The sequence below is a fragment of the Streptomonospora mangrovi genome (assembly GCF_027604915.1).
In the GTDB taxonomy this organism is placed as follows: Bacteria; Actinomycetota; Actinomycetes; order Streptosporangiales; family Streptosporangiaceae; genus Streptomonospora; species Streptomonospora mangrovi.
This window is the reverse complement of record NZ_JAJAQC010000063.1, coordinates 1-19,585: the sequence shown is the minus strand read 5'-3', so window position 1 is coordinate 19,585 and position 19,585 is coordinate 1. Positions and strand designations below refer to the sequence as shown.

The window sequence follows — 19,585 nt, the reverse complement described above, 5'->3', positions numbered from 1 at the left end:
TCCCCTTGGGGGCGGCCCCCAGGGCGGCCCGCGGTGCCGCGCCCGGGGGGGGGGGGGGGGGGGGCGCCGCCCCCGCCGGTCCGGCGGTCTTCCCGGGCCGGGAGCCCGGGGTGTGCGGGGCCGCTGCGCCGCCGCCTCCCGGGCTCTGGGGTTGCCGGATTCGTCCTATTATTCCTGACTGGGAAGATATTTCCTTTTTGATAACTTTGATGCCGTACAATCGTGGTGTCGTAGCGTCGCGCCGGCCGGCGGACGGGGAGCCCGGCACACCGGATCCTGTCGGCGGCGCGCGGTAGTTTCACCGTTCGGGTGCGGACGAGCCGCACACCGCGCGGCACGGGCGAAGGGGAGGCACCGGTGGGCAGGCGATCCGGAACGGCCCCCCGGCCCGGCGCGGCCGGTGCCGACGCCGCCGACGGAGCCCCCGGTACCGCCGGTACACCCAGCGACGACGACCTCATCACCGCCTGGGGCCTGCTGGTCGAGGCGGTCAACGACACCTCCCCGCTGCTGCTGCGCGGCGTCCACCCCAGCGGCGAGGACATGGCCGGCCCCTGGTTCGAGGTGCTGATCCGCCTCCAGCGCTCCCCTGGCAACCGGCTGCCCATGAGCACCCTGGCCCGCGAGGTCAGCCTGAGCAGCGGCGGGTTCACCAAGCTCGCCGACCGCCTCGTCGCCAAGGGGTACGTCGTCCGCGTGTCGTGCGACCACGACCGCCGCGTCGTCTACGCCGAACTCACCCCCGAGGGCCGCGCCCTCGCCGAGGAGGCGCGCGCCCGCCACGTGCGCCTGCTGCGCGAACACGTGCTCGCGCCGCTGGGCGAGGACGGCGTGCGCGACCTCGCGCGCCACGCCCGCGTCCTGCGCGACAGCGCCCGCGCCCACCAGCCCTAGCGGGCCGCCCGGTGCGGCGGCGGGGGCGATACCGTCCGCATCCGGCCAGGTCGCGCACACCACAGGAGTCGGGGCGAACCAGGACGCTGTACCCCCGATAGCCTGACGCTGTTCCACAGCAGCAGCCAACCGGACCGCCGGGGGTTCCATGAAGCCGTTCGCCAGCGCAGCCGAGATGCGCGCCATTCCGCGCTCCCAGGAGTTCCGCAACGGCGGCGTGTCCTTCTGGTTCCGCGACATCGGCCTGCCCGAGCGCCGGCCCGCCCTGCCCGGCTCCGCCGACTACGACGTCTGCGTCGTCGGCGCCGGCTACACCGGCCTGTGGACCGCCTACTACCTGAAGAAGGCCCAGCCCGACCTGCGCGTCGCCGTGCTGGAGCGCGAGTTCGCCGGGTTCGGCGCCTCGGGCCGCAACGGCGGCTGGCTCTCGGCCGAGTTCGCCGGATCCCGGCGGCCCTACGGCGCCGAGGGCGGCGGCGCGGCCGGCGGCAGCGGCGGCGGGATCGCCGCCGCCGCGAAGAGGGGCGCCACCGGCAGGAGGGGCGACAGCCCCAAGGGCGGCACCGGCGGCGGCAAGGGCGGGATGGTCGCCTTGCAGCGGGCGATGATGGACTCCGTGGACGAGGTGATCGCGGTCGCCGAGGCCGAGGGCGTCGACGCCGACATCGTCAAGGGCGGCATGCGCCTGGTCGCCACCAACCCCGCGCAGAAGGCCCGGCTGATCGCCGAGGTCGAGGAACTGCACACCTGGGGCTACTGGCCCGAGGACCTCTACCTGCTCGACCCCTACGGCGAGCCGCGCCTCCAGGTCGACGGCGCGGTCGCGGCGGCCTACAGCCCGCACGCGGCGCGCGTCCACCCCGCCAAGCTGGTGGTGGGCCTGGCGGCGGCGGTCGAGGCGCTGGGCGTGGACATCTTCGAGGGCACCGCCGTCACCGAGATCCACCCGCGCGAGGGCGCCGTGCGGCCGGGCGCCGTCACGGAGGGCGGGACCGTGCGCGCCGACCACGTCATCCGCGCCACCGAGGGCTTCACCTCCACCATCCAGGGGTGGCGGCGGGAGTGGCTGCCGATGAACAGTTCGATGATCGTCACCGAGCCGCTGACCGAGGCCATGTGGGACCACATCGGCTGGGAGCGGCACGAGGTCCTCGGCGACCAGGCGCACGCCTACTTCTACGCCCAGCGCACCGCCGACGGGCGCATCGCCATCGGCGGCCGGGGCGTGCCCTACCGGTTCGGCTCGGCCCGCGACGACCGTGGGGCCACCCCGCCGCAGACCATCGCCGAGCTGTGGCGGGTGCTGGCCCGCCTCTTCCCGGTGGCCTCGGAGGTGCCCGTGGCCCACGCCTGGTCGGGTGTGCTCGGGTTCCCGCGCGACTGGCGGCCCACGGTCAACCTGGACCAGGAGTCCGGCCTGGGGTGGGCGGGCGGCTACGTCGGCAACGGCGTGACCACCAGCAACCTGGCCGGGCGCACCCTGCGCGACCTCATCCTGCGGCGGCGCACCGACCTCACCCAGCTCCCGTGGGTCGGCCACCGCGTGCGCGGCTGGGAGCCCGAGCCCCTGCGCTGGGTCGGCACCCACCTCGTGTACGGCCTCTACCGGGGAGCCGACCGCCGCGAGTCCGACCGGGTCTCCCGCACGTCGCGCCTGGCCGAGATCGCCGGTCGCATCGCCGGGAGATAGCGGCGGCCACCGCTTCGGCAAAGGCGAGGCGGCGACGCGGTGAGGCGCCTTGGTGCTTCGGCGGGAGGCCCGGATCAGGCCGGCGCCTCCGGGGCTGCGGCACGGAGAAACGCTTCGGCGAAGGTGCGGGCGACCTCGTCGACCGGGGGCAAGGTGTTTCCCAGTGCGTCCTGGAGTACCGGGCGCAGCAGCATGTGCCCGGCCATCGGGCCGAGCATCAGTTGCATGAGCAGTGGCAGTGGGAGCGGGCGGAGCCGTCCGGTGTGGACCAGCGTGCTCAGCAGACCGCCGAGGCTGGCGAACATCCTGGGCAGGTTGGTTTTGAGCATGCGCGCGGCGGTGCCGTCGGGGCGGGTGAAAAGATCGCCGAAGATCGCGGGCAGCACGCGCGGTTCCCTGGCGAACGCTTCGGCCAGCGCCGCGTAGACGGCGTGGACGGTGTCTTCGAGCCGTTCGGGTGGATCGGCGGCGAGCGCTTCCAGGTCGGGGATGGGCACGTACCGGTCGAACATGGTGGCGAGCAGCCCGTCGCGGTTGCCGAAGACGGAGTACAGGCTGGTCGGCGCACAGTCCGCGGTCGCGGCGACGGCCTCCAGGGTGACCGCGCCCAGCCCGTCGCGGGCGATCAGCGTGGCGGCGGCTTCCAGGGCCCGCTCCCGCACCGGCGGCCGCCCGCCGAGATCGACCCCGGCGCGCTGGACGGCCTCGTCCAGCCGAGCCCGTGAGCCGCCGAGCCGCCGGATCAGGGTGCTGCGGGAGATGCCCGCGGCGGCGGCTATCGCGCCCAGTGGCACGTCGGCCACGTCTTTGCCGTGCTGTTCGGCGGCGGCCAGCGCAGCTCGGACCAGCTCCTCGTCCACAACCGGCATGGTACTGTTTCCTAACTGAACTTCATATGTGTATCATCTTCAGTGCAGTATCAACAGCCGCCGCGTCAGAGGCGGTCGTCGAACCCGCGCGGGCTGCCCGCGATCCACGCCGTGATCACCTTCGCGGCGGGTGTGGTGCTCACCACTGCGCCCGGCCTGATTCCGGGTGCCGTTGGGGTGCATCTCGCGCTTGACGCCTACCTGGTGTGCCACCTCCTCGGCGCCGCCGAGTCGGCCGTGGCGTTCCTGTCGCTCGCCGCCCAAAATCTCGGCCGCGCGAAGAGGGGCGCGACTCGCCGTCTGCACTCAGATCGTATTCCACGGCTGTACCGCGGCCGCGGAGGATCACGTGATCGTGGGCGTGCCGACACCGGGATCTGGGCGAATGCGGCGCTGTGTGGCGTGGCCATCGCCTTGCTTGTCCGCTGCGGATCAACTGGAAGGAATTGTTATGACTGTGGAGAGGACCGCAGTTCTGGTGTGCGGCGGTGGTCCGGCAGGCATGATGCTGGGGCTGCTGCTGGCGCGGGCCGGGCTCGAGGTCACCGTGCTGGAGAAGCACGGTGACTTCCTCCGCGACTTCCGCGGCGACACCGTCCACCCGGCCACCGTCCGGCTCATGGACGAGCTCGGTCTCGGCGCGGAGTTCCGTGCTCTGCCGCAGAGCCGCCTGGGCAACCTCGCGCTCCCCGCCCCCGACGGGAGCACGGTGACCCTGGGCGACTTCGAGGCGTTGGCCGCGCCCTACAACTACATCGCAATGGTGCCGCAGTGGGACCTGCTTTCCCTGCTGGCCGCGGCGGCGGGCAGGGAGTCCGGGTTCTCGTTGCGCATGAACACCGAAGCGACCGAGTTGGTCAGGGACGGCGACAAGGTCGTCGGTGTCCGGTATCGCACGGCGGAGGGTCGCACCGGGGAGATCCGTGCCGGCCTGACGGTGGGGTGCGACGGCAGGCACTCCACCCTGCGCCGGGAAGCGGGGCTGGTGCCCACGGAGTTCCGGGTGCCGTTCGACGTCTGGTGGTTCCGCCTGCCCCGGTCGGCCGAGGAGGCGGCCGCACCCGCCAGCGTGACGCCGGTCGCGAAGGGCGCGGAAGCCCTGATCTCGTTGGCCCGCGACGACTACTACCAGGTGGCGTACTTCACCGCCAAAGGCGCTGACGCGCGGCTTCGGGCCGAGGGGATCGAGCGGTTCCGGGAACGCATCGCGGCTCTGCGCCCAGATTTCGCCGACCGGGTGTCGGGGTTGGCGAGCATGGACGAGGTGTTCATGCTGGACGTGAAACTCAACCGGCTCAAGCGCTGGTACCTCGACGGGCTGCTGCTCATCGGTGACGCCGCGCACGCCATGTCACCCGCCGGCGGGGTGGGCATCAACCTCGCCGTCCAGGACGCGGTGGCCGCCGCCGCGATCCTGGCCGACCCGCTGCGGCGGGGTGCCGTCACCCTCGCCGATCTCGCGGACGTGCAACGGCGCAGGTACCTTCCCACCGTGGTGGTGCAGGCCGGCCAGCGGCTGCTGCAACGCGTCATGTTCGAGAAACAGTTCGCGGGCAAGCGTTCCGGGCCGCCCAAGGCCCTTCTCTTCCTCGTCCGCGCGTTCCCGCGGCTGCGGCGGGTTCCCGCCCGGTTCGTGGGCTTCGGCCCACGGCCCGAACACGCCCCCGACTTCGCCCGCACCCAGCCGCACTCGTAGGGGAGGCACGTCAGGCGCACATCGGTCGAACGCGGGTGGCGCGGTGCCGTTCAGAGCCGCCCGGGGCCGGGGGCGCCCGCCCGGTCCGCCGCGGTCTGAGGTGGCCTCCGCTGCCGCCGCTTCTCCGCCGCCTCCCTTCGCACGCTCCGCGCAACGGTGGCCGCGCGCCCAAGCACGCGGCCACCTGTTGCATAACCTTGCATGAGGATGCATGATGGTTCATGGCGGGGCGATCATGAGGTCCATGGTCATCGGGAGTACCGTGTCCGGTCCCGTCCAGCCGAATCGGGGGAGTGCGAGATGGGGTACACGGCCGCCGTCGCCGGGGCCAGCGGGTATGCCGGGGGCGAACTGCTGCGGCTGCTCCTGGCGCACCCCGAGATCGAGATCGGCGCGCTGACCGCCGGCGGCAACGCCGGCAGCCGGCTCGGCGAGCACCAGCCGCACCTGCTGCCGCTGGCCGACCGGGTGCTGGAGGAGACCACCGCCGCCACCCTCTCCGGCCACGACGTCGTCTTCCTCGCGCTGCCGCACGGCCAGTCCGCCGCCATCGCCGAGCAGTTGGGCCCCGACGTGCTCGTGGTCGACTGCGGCGCCGACTTCCGGCTGCGCGACGCCGACGCCTGGGAGACCTTCTACGGCACCCCCCACGCCGGCACCTGGCCCTACGGCCTGCCCGAACTCCCCGGCGCCCGCGACGCGCTCGCCGGCACCCGGCGCATCGCCGTGCCGGGCTGCCACGTCACCACCGCCACCCTCGCGCTCTTCCCGGCGCTGGCCGCCGGCCTGGTCGAGCCCGATGCCGTGGTCGTCGCCGTCACCGGCACCTCCGGCGCCGGCAAGGCGCCCAAGCCCCACCTGGTCGGCAGCGAGGTGATGGGATCGGTCAGCCCCTACGGCGTGGGCGGCACCCACCGGCACAACCCCGAGATCACGCAGAACCTGTCGGCCGTGGCCGGGGAACCGGTGCGGCTGTCCTTCACCCCCGTCCTGGCCCCCATGCCGCGCGGGATCCTGGCCACCTGTAGCGCGCCGCTGCGGCCCGGCACCACCGCCGAGGCGGTCGCCGCCGCCTACCGCGAGCGCTACGCCGACGAGCCGTTCGTCCACGTCCTGCCCGAGGGCACCTGGCCCGCCACCGCCATGACGCTGGGCGCCAACACCACCCTGGTCCAGGCCACCGTCGACCCCGCCGCCGGGCGGATGGTCGCCGTGGCCGCGCTCGACAACCTCACCAAGGGCACCGCGGGCGGCGCCGTGCAGAGCGCCAACATCGCACTCGGCCTGCCCGAGACCACCGGCCTGCCCACGGCCGGCGTCGCACCCTGATCGGATCGGCCTGACCGGAACCGCCCCGACACCGCATCTGAAAGGCCCCATCGTGAGTGTCACCGCACCCAACGGATTCCGCGCCGCCGGCGTCAGCGCCGGCCTGAAGCCCGACGGCGCCCGCGACGTCGCCGTCGTGGTCAACGACGGCCCCTCCCGCGCGGCCGCCGCCGTGTTCACCCGCAACCGCGTCAAGGCCGCGCCCGTCCTGTGGTCCCAGCAGGTCGCCAAGGGCGGCCGGGTGCGGGCGGTCGTCCTCAACGCCGGCGGCGCCAACGCCTGCACCGGCGCGCCCGGGTTCCAGGACGCCCACGCCACCGCCGAGCACGCCGCCGCCGCCCTGGAGGACTCCGCCGGCGAGATCGTCGTCTGCTCCACCGGCATCATCGGCGAGCGGCTGCCCATGCCCCGCCTGCTCGACGGCGTGGAGCGCGCCGTGGCCGAGGCCGCCCGCGACGGCGGGCTCAGCGCCGCCGACGCCATCCGCACCACCGACACCGTCGCCAAGATCGCGTTCAAGCGCGGCACCGGCTACACCATCGGCGGCATGGCCAAGGGCGCCGGCATGCTCGCCCCCGCCCTGGCCACCATGCTCGCCGTCATCACCACCGACGCCGACCTCACCCCCGAGCAGTGCGACGGCCTGCTGCGGGCCGCCACCCGCGTCACCTTCGAGCGGGTCGACTCCGACGGCTGCATGTCCACCAACGACACCGTCGTGCTGATGGCCAGCGGCGCCTCGGGCACCGTCCCCAGCGAGGCCGAGTTCGGCGCCCTGCTCACCGAGGTCTGCGACGACCTCGCCCGCCAGCTCATCGCCGACGCCGAAGGCGCCACCAAGACCATCGCCGTGGAGGTCGTGGGCGCCGCCAACGAGGAGGACGCGGTCACCGCCGCCCGCGCGGTGGCCCGCAGCAACCTGTTCAAGTGCGCGATCTACGGCGAAGACCCCAACTGGGGCCGCGCGGTCGCCGAGGTCGGCACCACGTCGGTGGCGTTCGACCCCGCCGAGATCAACGTCGCCCTCAACGGGGTGTGGGTGTGCCGCCGCGGCGCCATCGGCGACGACCGCGCCAAGGTCGACCTGAGCGGCCGCGACGTCACCGTCACCATCGACCTGTCCGCGGGCAGCGCCGCCGCCACCGTCTGGACCACCGACCTCACCAACGGCTACGTCGAAGAGAACTCGGCCTACAGCTCATGACCTCACGCAAGCAGGCCCTGGACAAGGCCAACACCCTCATCGAGGCGCTGCCCTGGCTCAGCCGCTTCCACGGCAAGACCGTCGTGGTCAAGTACGGCGGCAACGCCATGACCGAGCCGGCGCTGCGCGAGCGCTTCGCGCAGAACATCGTGTTCCTGCGCTACGCCGGGCTGCGCCCGGTCGTGGTGCACGGCGGCGGCCCCCAGATCAGCGCCCACCTCGACCGCCTCGGCCTCACCAGCAGCTTCGAGGCCGGCCTGCGCGTCACCACCCCCGAGACCATGGACGTGGTGCGCATGGTCCTGGTCGGTCAGGTCAACCGCGAGATCGTCGGGCTGATCAACTCCCACGGCCCCTTCGCGGTGGGCATCTCCGGCGAGGACGCCCACCTCATCACCGCCGAGCGCAAGGCCGCCTACGTCGACGGCGCCCCCGTCGACATCGGCCAGGTCGGCGAGGTCGTGGACGTCCAGCCCGGCGTGGTGCGCACCCTCCTGGACGACGGCCGGATCCCCGTGGTCTCCAGCGTGGCCCGCGGCGACGACGGCGGCGTCTACAACGTCAACGCCGACACCGCGGCCGCCGCGCTCGCCGTGGCCCTGGACGCCGGCAAGCTCGTCGTCCTGACCGACGTGGAGGGGCTGTACGCCGACTACCCGGTGTGCGAGGAGCTGATCAGCCGCCTGACCGCCGGCGAACTGGAGGCCATGCTGCCCGACCTGTCGGCGGGCATGGTCCCCAAGATGGAGGCGTGCCTGGCCGCCGTGCGCGGCGGGGTGCCCCAGGCCCACATCCTCGACGGCCGCACCCCCGACTCCATGCTGCTGGAAGTGTTCACCAACGACGGGATCGGCACCATGGTCGTCGCCGAGGCCGACGAGCCCACCGCCCCCGTCGACATCTACGAAGGCGAGTCCGAGTGAGCGCCACCGACGACCTCCGCGCCCGCTTCGAGGCGGTGCTGATGCCCAACTACGGCACCCCGCCCATCGCGCTGGCGCGCGGCGAGGGCCGCCACGTCTGGGACGTCGACGGCAACCGCTACCTCGACCTCATCGCCGGCATCGCCGTCTCGGCGCTGGGCCACGCCCACCCCGCCCTGGTGGCCGCGGTCGCCGACCAGACCGCGTCCCTGGCCCACACCAGCAACCTGTTCCTGCACGAGCGCGAGGTCCAGCTCGCCGAACGCCTCGTCGCCCTGCTGGGCGGCCCGGCCGCCGGCGGCGGCCCCCGCGTCTTCCTCGCCAACTCCGGCACCGAGGCCAACGAGGCCGCGCTCAAGCTCGTCAAGCGCGCCGCCGGCCCGGGCCGCACCCGCCTCGTCGCCGCCGAGAACGGGTTCCACGGCCGCTCGCTGGGCGCCCTGTCGGTCACCGGCAAGGCCGCCATCCGCGAGCCCTTCGGCCCCTTCGGCACCACCGTGGACTTCGTCCCCTTCGGCGACGTTGAGGCGCTGGCCGCCGCCGTGGACGACACCTGCGCCGCCGTCATCGTCGAGCCCCTCCAGGGCGAGGCCGGCGTGGTGCCGCCGCCGCCGGGCTACCTCGCCGAGGTGCGCCGCGTCTGCGACGCCGCCGGCGCCGCCATGGTGCTGGACGAGATCCAGAGCGGCATCGGCCGCACCGGGCACTGGTTCGCCCACCAGGCCGAAGGCGTCGTCCCCGACGTCCTCACCCTGGCCAAGGGCCTGGGCGGCGGCCTGCCCATCGGCGCCTGCGTCGGCTTCGGCCGCCACGCCGACGCCTTCGCCAAGGGCGACCACGGCTCCACCTTCGGCGGCAACCCGGTGGCCTGCGCCGCCGCGCTCGCCGTCCTGGACACCATCGAGGCCGAGGGCCTGCTGGCCAACGCCGCCGAACTGGGCACCCTGCTGGCCGCCCGCACCGCCGAGGTGGACGACCCGCTGCTGGCCGGCGTCCGCGGCGCCGGGCTCTGGCGCGGCCTCACCCTCACCCGCCCGGCCGCCGCGGCCGTGCAGGAGCGCGCCGCCGCCCACGGCTTCCTCGTCAACGCCGTGGCCCCCGACACCGTGCGCATCGCTCCCCCGCTGACCATCACCCGCGACGAGGTCCTGGAGTTCACCGCGGCCCTGCCCGCCATCCTCAAGGAGGCACGATGACCATCCCCGCACCCGGTCAGGTCCGCCACTTCCTGCGCGACGACGACCTCACCCCCGCCGAGCAGGCCGCCGTCCTCGATTTGGCCGACGCCATGAAGAAGGACCCCCACGCCTTCCGGCCGCTGGAGGGCCCGCGCACCGTCGCGCTGCTGTTCGACAAGCCCTCCACCCGCACCCGGGTGTCCTTCGCCGTGGGCGTGGCCGACCTGGGCGGCTCCCCCCTGGTCATCGACGCCCAGACCAGCCAGTTGGGGCGCGGCGAACCCGTCGAGGACACCGCCCGCGTCCTGGAGCGCCAGGTCGCCGCCATCGTGTGGCGTACCTTCGCCCAGGAGCGGCTGGCGGCCATGGCCGCCCACAGCCGGGTGCCCGTCGTCAACGCCCTCACCGACTCCTTCCACCCCTGCCAGATCCTCGCCGACCTGCAAACCGTGCGCGAGCGCACGGGCCGCCTGGCCGGCCTCACCCTCACCTACCTTGGCGACGGCGCCAACAACATGGCCCACTCCTACCTGCTGGGCGGCGCCCTGGCCGGCCTGCACGTGCGCGTCGCCGCACCCGAGGGCTACCAGCCCGACCCCGCGATCCTGGCGCGCGCCGCCGAGATCGCCGCCGGCACCGGCGGCTCGGTCCAGGCCACCACCGACCCCGCCGCCGCCACCGCCGGCGCCGACGTGCTGGCCACCGACGTGTGGACCTCCATGGGCCAGGAGGACGAGGCCGACCTGCGCCAGGCGCCGTTCCGCCCCTACGCCGTGGACGAGGCGGCCCTGGCCGCCGCCGCGCCCGAGGCGATCGTCCTGCACTGCCTGCCCGCCCACCGCGGCGAGGAGATCGCCGCCGCGGTCATCGACGGACCCGCCAGCGCCGTGTGGGACCAGGCCGAGAACCGCCGCCACGCCCAGAAGGCGCTGCTGCACTTCCTGCTGACCGGCGGCACCGACGCGGGTGCGGGGGACCGCGCGCGATGACCGTCGACGGTACGGGCCCGGCCCCCATGACCAAGACGGCCCGCCACGCCCGCATCACCGACGTCCTCACCAAGAACGACGTCCGGTCCCAGGCGGAGCTGGCGCGGCTGCTGGCCGAGGACGGGGTCCAGGTCACCCAGGCCACGCTCTCGCGCGACCTGGACGAACTGGGCGCGGTCAAGCTCCGCACCGTCGACGGCGACCTCATCTACGTCCTGCCCGGCGAGGGCGGGGAGCGCCTCCAGCGCGCCCGCCCCGACACCCTGGACCTGGAGCACGCCAACAACACCCGCCTGACCCGCCTCGCCCAGGACCTGCTGGTCTCGGCCGAGGCGTCGGCCAACATGGTCATCGTGCGCACCCCGCCCGGCGCGGCGCAGTACCTGGCCTCGGCCATCGACCACACCGACTTCCACGCCATCCTGGGCACCATCGCCGGCGACGACACCATCCTGGTGATCTCCCGCGACCCCGAGGGCGGCGGGGAACTGGCATCAGCGCTGCTGCGGCTCGCCGACCGCCGTCCCTGAAGTTCCCACCACCGCGGCCTGCCGGGGGCGGCCACGGCCGGGGCCACACACCCACACACACAAGGAGAACCACATGTCCGAGCGGGTCGTACTCGCGTACTCGGGGGGCCTGGACACCTCCGTCGCCATCGGCTGGATCGCCGAGGAGACCGGCGCCGAGGTCGTGGCCGTGGCCATCGACTGCGGCCAGGGCGGCGAGGACCTCGACGTCGTGCGCCAGCGCGCGCTGGACTGCGGCGCCGTCGAGGCGGTCGTGGCCGACGCCAAGGACGAGTTCGCCACCGAGTACTGCGTCCCGGCGCTGCGCGCCAACGCCCTCTACATGGACCGCTACCCGCTGGTGTCGGCGCTGTCGCGCCCCCTCATCGTCAAGCACCTGGCCGACGCCGCCCGGTACCACAACGCCACCATGGTCGCCCACGGCTGCACCGGCAAGGGCAACGACCAGGTGCGCTTCGAGGCCGGCCTGGCCGCACTCTTCCCCGAGCTGAAGGTGCTGGCGCCCGTCCGCGACTCCGGCATGACCCGCGACAAGGCCATCGCCTTCGCCGAGGAGAAGGGCCTGCCGATCGACGTCACCAAGAAGTCGCCCTACTCCATCGACCAGAACCTGTTCGGCCGCGCCGTGGAGACCGGGTTCCTGGAGGACATCTGGAACGGCCCGATCGAGGACGTCTACGCCTACACCGACAACCCGGCCGAGCCGCGCGAGCCCGACGAGCTGGTCGTCAGCTTCACCGCCGGCGTGCCCACCGCCATCGACGGCAAGGAGCTGACCCCGCTCCAGGTCATCGAGGAGATGAACCGGCGGGCCGGCGCCCAGGGCGTGGGCCGCATCGACATGGTCGAGGACCGCCTCGTGGGCATCAAGAGCCGCGAGGTCTACGAGGCGCCCGGCGCCATCGCCCTCATCGCCGCCCACCAGGAGCTGGAGAACGTCACCGTCGAGCGCGAGCTGGCCCGCTTCAAGCGCGGCGTCGACCAGCGCTGGGGCGAGCTGGTCTACGACGGCCTGTGGTTCTCCCCGCTCAAGAGCGCCCTGGACGGGTTCATCGCCGAGGCCAACAAGCACGTCACCGGCGACATCCGCATGGTCCTGCACGGCGGGCGCGCCGTGGTCACCGGCCGCCGCAGCGAGGCGTCGCTCTACGACTACGACCTCGCCACCTACGACACCGGCGACACCTTCGACCAGTCCCTGGCGCGCGGCTTCATCGACATCTGGAGCATGCCCGCCAAGATCGCCAGCGTGCGCGACCGCAAGCAGGGCTGACCCGCCGCCGCGCGGACACCACCGACCGACCACCCGCCCGCCCCGCGGCGCCGCCACCGGCGCGGCCCTCGCGGGGCGGGCGTCCGACCCACCCACACACGACAAGGACCCACCCGTGGCCAACGAGCGCGAACCCGAGGTCACCCGCCTGTGGGGCGGCCGCTTCTCCGGCGGCCCCGCCGAGGCGCTGGCGCGGCTCTCCCTGAGCACCCACTTCGACTGGCGCCTGGCCCGCCACGACATCGCCGGCTCGCGCGCCCACGCCCGCGTCCTGCGCGCCGCCGGGCTGCTCACCGACACCGAGCTGGACGCCATGATCGCGGGCCTGGACCGGTTGGAGGCCGACGTCGCCTCCGGCGCGTTCACCCCCGTGCTCGCCGACGAGGACGTCCACACCGCCCTGGAGCGCGGCTTCATCGAGCGGGTGGGCCCCGAGCTGGGCGGGCGGCTGCGCGCCGGGCGCTCCCGCAACGACCAGATCGCCACCCTGGTGCGGATGTACCTGCGCGAGCGGGCCCGCGCGATCGCCGCCGACGTGCTCGACCTCGCCGCCGCGCTCGCCGACCAGGCCGAAGCCAACATCGACGTCCCCATGCCCGGGCGCACCCACCTCCAGCACGCCCAGCCGGTGCTGCTGGCCCACCACCTGCTCGCCCACGCCTGGCCGCTGCTGCGCGACGTGGAGCGGCTGCGCGACTGGGACGCCCGCGCGGCGGTGTCGGCCTACGGCTCGGGCGCCCTGGCCGGGTCCTCGCTGGGGCTGGACCCCGACGCGGTCGCCGCCGAGCTGGGGTTCCCCGCCTCCGCCGAGAACTCCATCGACGGCACCGCCGCCCGCGACGTGGTGGCCGAGTTCGCGTTCGTCGCCGCCATGACCGGGGTGGACCTCTCGCGGCTGGCCGAGGAGGTCATCCTGTGGGCCACCAAGGAGTTCTCCTTCGTCACCCTCGACGACGCGTTCTCCACCGGCTCCTCGATCATGCCGCAGAAGAAGAACCCCGACATCGCCGAGCTGGCGCGCGGCAAGGCCGGGCGGCTCGTGGGCGACCTCGCCGGCCTGCTCACCACCCTCAAGGGGCTGCCGCTGGCCTACAACCGCGACCTCCAGGAGGACAAGGAGCCGGTGTTCGACGCCGTCGACACCCTGGGGCTGCTGCTGCCCGCCTTCACCGGCATGGTCGCCACGCTGACCTTCAACCGCGAGCGCATGGCCGAACTCGCCCCGCAGGGGTTCTCCCTGGCCACCGACATCGCCGAGTGGCTGGTGCGCCGGCGGGTGCCGTTCCGCGAGGCTCACGAGATCGCCGGCGCCTGCGTGCGCGCCTGCGAGGAGCGCGGCATCGACCTGCCCGACCTCTCCGACGCCGACCTCGCCGCGATCTCGCCGCACCTGACCCCGGAGGTCCGCGAGGTGCTCACCGTCGCCGGGTCGCTGGCCTCCCGCTCCGCCAAGGGCGGCACCGCGCCCGCCCGGGTGAAGGAGCAGCTTGAGCGGGTGCGCGCGGCGATCGCCGGCCACCGCGCCTACGCCGCCCACGGCACCGGCCGGGGCTGAGGCCCCGCGCCCCGAGCCGCCCCGGCGGGGGCCGCCGCACCGCGGCGGCCCCCGCCGGTGTTTTCGGCGCGCACCCGCCCCGCCCGGCGAGTTCGGCCAAACCCCCGCCGCGGCCCCCGGCGATGAGGTAGCGTCCTGGGTCTGTGGGCACCACGGGTATCCGCTCCTGCGCTCAGCGTGACGACGGGGCGTGCCGCCGCCGGTCCGGCGCCGATCCCCCACCACCGGGTGCCCATGGCATGCGTCCGCGTCGTGGGAGGAGCTGAATGGGTCGGCAGGGCGGCTCCGAGCGCAGCATCAGAGCCCAGCTCAACCGGATCGTGCTGATCCCCGGCATCACGTTCCTCGTGCTGTTCGCGGTGCTCAGCGCGGTGCTGCTGACCCAGGCGATCACGCTGCGGATCGCCACCGGCGACGGCCGCGCCGACATCCACCTCTACGCCTCCTTCGTGGAGTTGCAGCGCGAGCGCCGCCTGGCCGCCGTGCACGCCGCCGACGGCACCGCCCAGTCCCTGGCCGACCTCCGCCGCCAGACCGAGGTCACCGACGACGCCGTCAGCGAGGTCGCCGCCCGCGCCGACCAGCTCGCCGGGCGCGGCGACCCCGGCATCGCCCGCGCCGCCGACGCCTACTTCGCCGAACTCCGGCAGCGCTCGGAGATCCGCGGCCGCGTCTCCGCCGGCGACATGGGGCCCAACGCCGCCTCCACCGCCTACACCGACATCGTCGGCGACGGCCTGCGCCTCTACGAGCTGCGCGCCCGCCGCCTGGACGACGGCGCCTCGGCCACTGCCGCCGCCGACGCCGTCCGGCTGATGCGCGCCCAGGAGCAGTTCGCGCGCGGCGACACCCTCCTCAGCGCCGCCGTCGCCGCCGGCTCCCTCACCCCCCAGCAGCAGAGCCGGTTCACCGCCCTCGTCGACGGCATGCGCTCCCGCGTCACCGAGGTCGCCCCCGCCCTCGACGGCGCCACCGCCACCGCCTATGAGGACCTCGCCGGGTCGGCGGAGTGGCGGCGCGTGCGCTCCCTGGCCGACACCGTCGCCCGCCACCAGCCCGAGGTCGAGGCCGACCCCGCCACCGGCCGCGCCCGCGCCACCGGCGCCCTGCCCGAGGGCCTGGAGGGCTGGCGCCCGGCCGCCGACGAGGTCGACACCGCGCTGGCATCGGTCATCGGCGCCCAGTTGGGCACCGTCGTCAACGCCACCGACACCGCCGGGAGCTGGCTGTTCAACCTCGCCGTGGGCGGCGGCATCATCTCGCTGTTCGCCGGCACCCTGGCCTACGGGGTGGCCTCCTCCTCGGCCGCCCACCTCACCCGCCGCCTCAGCCGGCTGCGCGCCGACACCCTGCTGCTGGCCCGCGAGGAGCTGCCCCGCATCGTGCGCCGCCTGGCCCAGGGCGAACCCGTCGACCTCGACACCGAGCTGCGCCGCCTCGACCACGGCCGCGACGAGGTCGGCCAGGTCGCCGACGCCTTCAACACCGCCCAGCGCACCGCCGTCAGCGCCGCCGTCAAGGAGGCCGAGACCCGCGCCGGCGTCAACCGGGTGTTCCTCGCCATCGCCCACCGCAACCAGTCGCTGGTGCAGCGCCAGCTCCAGTTGCTGGACCGCATCGAGCGCGAGGAGGACGACCCCGACCTCCTTGAGGACCTCTTCCACCTGGACCACCTGGCCACGCGCGGCCGGCGCAACGCCGAGAACCTCATCATCCTGGGCGGCGCCCAGCCGGGCAGACGGTGGCGCCACCCCATCCCGCTCGTCGACATCCTGCGCGGCGCCATCTCCGAGACCGAGGAGTACACCCGCGTCAAGCTGCGGGCGGTGCCCGACCTCTCGCTGTCGGGCGCGGTGGTGGCCGACATCATCCACCTGGTGGCCGAGCTGATCGAGAACGCCACCGCCTTCTCGCCGCCGCACACCCTGGTGCACATCCACAGCGAGGTCGTGCCCAAGGGCGTGGCCGTCGAGATCGAGGACCGCGGCCTGGGCATGAGCGAAGACGACCTGGCCGCCGCCAACGCCACCCTGGAGCACGCCCCCGAGTTCGACGTGATGGCGCTCAACCGCGACTCCCGGCTGGGCCTGTTCGTCGTGGCGCGCCTGGCCGCCAAGCACGACGTCCGGGTGCGGCTGTGCCCCTCGCCCTACGGCGGCATCCGCGCGGTGGTGCTGGTGCCCGCCGCCCTGGTGTCCTCGGCCGGCCCGCCGCGCCGCGCCAGACCCGCGCCCCCGGCGCCCGCCCGCACGCGCGCCGAAGGCGACCTGCTGGCGCCGGCCCTCGGCCGGGCCCCCCGGCGCCGCCCCGAGGCCGTCACCGGGGGCGGCCCCGCCGCGCCGCACCCCCACCCCGCCGAAGCCCCGCCCGGCGAACCCCTGCCCGCCGAGCCCGCGCCCGCCGAGCACACCGAGCACGCCGGGTACGCCGAGTACCTCGAACCCGCGCCCCACCCCGGCGGCGACCGCCCCGCCCTGCCCAAGCGCCGCCGCCAGGCCAGCCTGGCGCCGCAGTTGCGCCAGGCCCCGCCCGCCGCCGGCCCCGGCGAGGCCGCCCAGCGCTCGCCCGAGGACGTCCGCCGGATCATGAGCGCGTTCCAGGCCGGCACCCTGCGCGGGCGCGCCGACGACCCCGACTCCGCCGTCGACCCCCGCGACGCCGACGACCCCGCCCCCGACCGGCGCGCCCCCACCGCCGCCGCCGACGCGGACACCGCCCCCCTTCCACCCACCCCCGTGGGCGCGGCTCGCCAGCGCACCGCGGTCCGGCCCACCGGCCTACACACGGGAGACAACGAGTGACGGTGCACAACAACCACGCCGCAGGAGACCTCAACTGGCTGCTGGACGACCTGGTCGAACGGGTCGTCGGCGCCGAGCACGCCATCGTCCTCTCCGCCGACGGCCTGCTCATCGGCCGCTCGCGGGCCCTCACCCCCGAGGACGGCGAGCACCTCTCGGCGGTCGCCTCGGCCTTCCAGAGCCTGGCCCGGGGCACCGGACGCCAGTTCGGCGGCGGCGCGGTCCGCCAGACCGTGGTCGAGATGGAGCACGCCTACCTGTTCGTCACCGCCGCCGGCGAGGGCGCCTGCCTGGCGGTGCTGGCCGCCGAGACCGCCGACGTCGGGCTGATCGCCTACGAGATGAACATGCGGGTCAAGCGGGTGGGCCAGTTCCTCACCTCCGCGCCGCGCTTCCCCCAGTCCGTCGCCGCCGGAAGCTCGGGGTCGTGAGGACCGCCGGCGAGTGCGACCACCCCGGGTACGACACCCGCCCCGGCGCCGCCCGGGGCGCGGCACGGGCCCGCGAGGCGGCGCGGCAGGTGGTCCGGGAGCGCCGCCAGCGCCACGGCGAGGCGGCGGGCGGGCCGCGCCACGGCGCCGCCGGGCCGCTGGTGCGGCCCTACACGGTGACCGGCGGACGCACCCGCCCGGTCGACGCCGGCCTGGACATGATCAGCATCGTGGTGGCCCTCCGCGAGCCCGCCGGCGCGGCCGCCCTGGAGCCCGAGCACGCCGCGATCCTGCGGCTGTGCGACCGGCCGGTCTCGGTCGCCGAGCTGTCGGCCCTGCTGGACCTGCCAATCACCGTGGTCAAGGTGCTGCTGGGCGACCTCATCGCGGCCGGCGACGTGCTCGCGCGCGCTCCCCTCCCCGTTTCGGACAAGCCCCAACTGGACGTACTTCAGGCGGTTCTCGATGGCATCCGCAGACTCTGACATCCAGGGCACCCCGGACACCCCGGCGGCGCCCGGTCCCGGTATCCCGCTGGCCGTGAAGATCCTCATCGCCGGCGGGTTCGGCGTCGGCAAGACCACCATGGTCGGCTCGGTCAGCGAGATCGCGCCGCTGAGCACCGAGGAGGTCATGACCGAGGCCAGCCTCGGCGTGGACGACCTGGGCGGGGTGGAGGAGAAGACCACCACCACCGTCGCGCTGGACTTCGGCCGCATCACCGTGACCGAGCAGGTCGTGCTCTACCTGTTCGGCACCCCCGGCCAGGGCCGGTTCTGGTTCATGTGGGACGAACTGGCCGAGGGCGCGCTGGGCGCGGTCGTGCTCGCCGACACCCGGCGGCTGGACACCTGTTTTCCGGCCGTGGACTTCTTCGAGCACCGGCGCATTCCGTTCGTGGTCGCCGTCAACCAGTTCGACGGCGCCTGCGGATACGGTGCCCAGGAGGTCCGCGAAGCCGTGGACCTGGCCCCTGACGTGCCCGTCCTGTTCACCGACGCCCGCGACCGCGCGGCGAGCAAGGCGGTGCTGCTGGCCCTGGTGGAGCACGTTATGCGCCGACGCAGCCCGGCGCCCGCCGCGCGGCCGCTACGATAGGCGCACCGTTTGGACCATGGTCCACCGAAGTCCGAGGTCCGGCCCTGTTTACGGCGCGGGAAACGGCTTTCGGGAGAGATCAACACCCACTAGTCGTTAGCATTCTTCGCGTGAACCCTGAGAGCATGCAAAACCCGGACAGACTGCCCCCTCGCGATCTTCCGCGGCGTCGTTCCGGTCGGCATCGCAACCCGCTGTCCTTCGACAGTTGGGTGGGCACCCCGACCCTGGTCCTCGCCGTCCCCACGGGTCCGGCGGGCGAACGCGGCGACACCGGCGAGGACGCCGACTCCGCCGCCGACATCGGTTCGCAGATGGTCGACCTCGTGCGCGCCTACCGCCCCGAGGTCGCCATCCGGCACGGCCGCGCCGGCACCGGCTCCCTCGCCGAGGCCCTGGCCGACCTCGGCCCGCGCGAGGGCCACCCGCTGCGCGGCGTCGTGGTGCCCGTGGTCACCGCGCCGCACGACGCCACCGCCGCCGCCATCAACGACGCCGTGGCGCAGACCGGCGCCGACGTCCGCGTCACCGAGGCCCTGGGACCCCACCCCATGCTCGCCGAGGTCGTGCACCTGCGCCTGGCCGAGGCCGGGTTCGTCCGCGCCGACCGCATGCGCCTCATCAGCGTCGTGGCGCCCGGCACCCGCATGACCGACGGCGTGGTCGTGGGCGCCGCCGGCGGCGCCGAGGCCGTCAACGCCACCGGCGTCACCGCCGTGCTGCTGGCCGCCCGGCTGGGCATCACCGTCCTGCCGGCCGACCTCGGCGACACCGCCAGCCTCGACCACGCCTTCGAGCAGTTGCGCGCCGCCGGGTGCTCGCGCCCGGTGCTGGCGCCCAGCGTGGTCGGCCCCGAGTTCCCCGCCGAGCGCCTGGAGCCGCTGGCCCAGCGCTACGGCGCCCGCGCGTGCGCGCCGCTGGGCGTGGGCGGCACGCTCGCCAAGATCGCCGCCCTGCGCTACGCCGAGGTCCTCAACACCCTCGGCGTCGAGACCCCGCCCTCGGTCGAGGAGCTGCCGGCCCCGGTCGGCTCGCGCCACCGCCGCGAGTAGCCGCCGGGCCGCGAGGGCCGTCGGGGGGGTTTACGGGGGGGGGGGCGGCCGCCCCCCCGCTACAACCCGGCCC

Annotated in this window: 17 protein-coding genes; 16 read left to right on the top strand and 1 reads right to left on the bottom strand. The window is 74.4% G+C overall.

Translation table 11 applies throughout. From position 1 onward, the window contains the following. Positions 1-459: 459 nt before the first annotated feature. Together LG943_RS24940 and LG943_RS24935 are read left to right on the top strand one after the other, a co-directional pair. A complete protein-coding gene (locus LG943_RS24940; RefSeq protein ID WP_270074812.1) occupies positions 460-894 on the top strand; it encodes a MarR family winged helix-turn-helix transcriptional regulator in 435 nt (144 codons plus the stop codon). A 148-nt stretch (positions 895-1,042) separates the two neighbouring features. Beyond that, positions 1,043-2,584, top strand: coding sequence for an NAD(P)/FAD-dependent oxidoreductase (locus tag LG943_RS24935; RefSeq protein ID WP_270074809.1), 1,542 nt, complete (start codon positions 1,043-1,045; stop codon positions 2,582-2,584). Between the two features lie 74 nt (positions 2,585-2,658). Here the strand turns inward: LG943_RS24935 and LG943_RS24930 are convergent, their stop codons facing one another. Further along, positions 2,659-3,453: a TetR/AcrR family transcriptional regulator gene (locus tag LG943_RS24930; protein ID WP_408648649.1), complete on the bottom strand. Its 795-nt coding sequence runs from the start codon at positions 3,451-3,453 to the stop codon at positions 2,659-2,661. A 451-nt stretch (positions 3,454-3,904) separates the two neighbouring features. On the opposite strand from LG943_RS24930, the gene LG943_RS24925 reads away from it, so the two are divergent. The 14 genes from LG943_RS24925 to LG943_RS24860 all read left to right on the top strand — a co-directional run bounded on the left by LG943_RS24925 (position 3,905) and on the right by LG943_RS24860 (position 19,512). After that, on the top strand, positions 3,905-5,149 hold the full coding sequence (locus LG943_RS24925) for an FAD-dependent oxidoreductase (RefSeq protein ID WP_270074807.1): 1,245 nt from the start codon (positions 3,905-3,907) through the stop codon (positions 5,147-5,149). 300 nt (positions 5,150-5,449) lie between these two features. Then, entirely contained in the window at positions 5,450-6,478 is a 1,029-nt protein-coding gene (argC, locus tag LG943_RS24920; RefSeq protein WP_270074806.1) for an N-acetyl-gamma-glutamyl-phosphate reductase, read from the top strand. Positions 6,479-6,530: 52 nt separating this feature from the next. Beyond that, positions 6,531-7,682: a bifunctional glutamate N-acetyltransferase/amino-acid acetyltransferase ArgJ gene (argJ, locus tag LG943_RS24915; RefSeq protein ID WP_270074805.1), complete on the top strand. Its 1,152-nt coding sequence runs from the start codon at positions 6,531-6,533 to the stop codon at positions 7,680-7,682. After that, positions 7,679-8,605, top strand: a complete 927-nt coding sequence (gene argB / locus LG943_RS24910) for an acetylglutamate kinase (RefSeq protein ID WP_270074804.1) — start codon at positions 7,679-7,681, stop codon at positions 8,603-8,605. Before argJ ends, argB begins: the two co-directional genes overlap by 4 nt. Further along, entirely contained in the window at positions 8,602-9,801 is a 1,200-nt protein-coding gene (locus LG943_RS24905) for an acetylornithine transaminase (RefSeq protein ID WP_270074803.1), read from the top strand. The genes argB and LG943_RS24905 overlap by 4 nt, the downstream gene beginning before the upstream one ends. Beyond that, positions 9,798-10,772: an ornithine carbamoyltransferase gene (gene argF, locus LG943_RS24900; protein ID WP_270074802.1), complete on the top strand. Its 975-nt coding sequence runs from the start codon at positions 9,798-9,800 to the stop codon at positions 10,770-10,772. The genes LG943_RS24905 and argF overlap by 4 nt, the downstream gene beginning before the upstream one ends. Next, positions 10,769-11,302, top strand: a complete 534-nt coding sequence (locus tag LG943_RS24895) for an arginine repressor (protein WP_270074801.1) — start codon at positions 10,769-10,771, stop codon at positions 11,300-11,302. Before argF ends, LG943_RS24895 begins: the two co-directional genes overlap by 4 nt. Positions 11,303-11,375: 73 nt before the next feature. Continuing rightward, positions 11,376-12,575: an argininosuccinate synthase gene (locus LG943_RS24890; protein WP_270074800.1), complete on the top strand. Its 1,200-nt coding sequence runs from the start codon at positions 11,376-11,378 to the stop codon at positions 12,573-12,575. Between the two features lie 115 nt (positions 12,576-12,690). Next, the gene (argH, locus tag LG943_RS24885; protein WP_270074799.1) at positions 12,691-14,130 is read left to right on the top strand and encodes an argininosuccinate lyase; all 1,440 of its coding nucleotides are present in this window, start codon (positions 12,691-12,693) and stop codon (positions 14,128-14,130) included. A gap of 266 nt (positions 14,131-14,396) precedes the next feature. Beyond that, positions 14,397-16,931: a sensor histidine kinase gene (locus LG943_RS24880; RefSeq protein WP_270074798.1), complete on the top strand. Its 2,535-nt coding sequence runs from the start codon at positions 14,397-14,399 to the stop codon at positions 16,929-16,931. After that, positions 16,928-17,362, top strand: coding sequence for a roadblock/LC7 domain-containing protein (locus LG943_RS24875; RefSeq protein WP_270074797.1), 435 nt, complete (start codon positions 16,928-16,930; stop codon positions 17,360-17,362). Before LG943_RS24880 ends, LG943_RS24875 begins: the two co-directional genes overlap by 4 nt. Beyond that, positions 17,359-17,847 (top strand): DUF742 domain-containing protein, encoded by a 489-nt coding sequence (locus LG943_RS24870; protein WP_408648648.1) that lies wholly within the window; start codon positions 17,359-17,361, stop codon positions 17,845-17,847. Before LG943_RS24875 ends, LG943_RS24870 begins: the two co-directional genes overlap by 4 nt. Beyond that, positions 17,828-18,460, top strand: a complete 633-nt coding sequence (locus tag LG943_RS24865) for a GTP-binding protein (RefSeq protein WP_270074796.1) — start codon at positions 17,828-17,830, stop codon at positions 18,458-18,460. Before LG943_RS24870 ends, LG943_RS24865 begins: the two co-directional genes overlap by 20 nt. A gap of 125 nt (positions 18,461-18,585) precedes the next feature. After that, on the top strand, positions 18,586-19,512 hold the full coding sequence (locus LG943_RS24860; RefSeq protein ID WP_270074810.1) for a sirohydrochlorin chelatase: 927 nt from the start codon (positions 18,586-18,588) through the stop codon (positions 19,510-19,512). The last annotated feature ends 73 nt before the right edge of the window (positions 19,513-19,585 follow it).

Bases quoted from the DNA above. Each gene is read 5' to 3' on its own strand.
- LG943_RS24935 (WP_270074809.1), top strand. From the start codon at position 1,043: ATGAAGCCGTTCGCCAGCGCAGCCGAGATGCGCGCCATTCCGCGCTCC.
- LG943_RS24930 (WP_408648649.1), bottom strand. From the start codon at position 3,453: ATGCCGGTTGTGGACGAGGAGCTGGTCCGAGCTGCGCTGGCCGCCGCC.
- LG943_RS24925 (WP_270074807.1), top strand. From the start codon at position 3,905: ATGACTGTGGAGAGGACCGCAGTTCTGGTGTGCGGCGGTGGTCCGGCA.
- argC (WP_270074806.1), top strand. From the start codon at position 5,450: ATGGGGTACACGGCCGCCGTCGCCGGGGCCAGCGGGTATGCCGGGGGC.
- argB (WP_270074804.1), top strand. From the start codon at position 7,679: ATGACCTCACGCAAGCAGGCCCTGGACAAGGCCAACACCCTCATCGAG.
- argF (WP_270074802.1), top strand. From the start codon at position 9,798: ATGACCATCCCCGCACCCGGTCAGGTCCGCCACTTCCTGCGCGACGAC.
- LG943_RS24895 (WP_270074801.1), top strand. From the start codon at position 10,769: ATGACCGTCGACGGTACGGGCCCGGCCCCCATGACCAAGACGGCCCGC.
- LG943_RS24890 (WP_270074800.1), top strand. From the start codon at position 11,376: ATGTCCGAGCGGGTCGTACTCGCGTACTCGGGGGGCCTGGACACCTCC.
- LG943_RS24880 (WP_270074798.1), top strand. From the start codon at position 14,397: ATGGGTCGGCAGGGCGGCTCCGAGCGCAGCATCAGAGCCCAGCTCAAC.
- LG943_RS24865 (WP_270074796.1), top strand. From the start codon at position 17,828: ATGGCATCCGCAGACTCTGACATCCAGGGCACCCCGGACACCCCGGCG.
- LG943_RS24860 (WP_270074810.1), top strand. From the start codon at position 18,586: ATGCAAAACCCGGACAGACTGCCCCCTCGCGATCTTCCGCGGCGTCGT.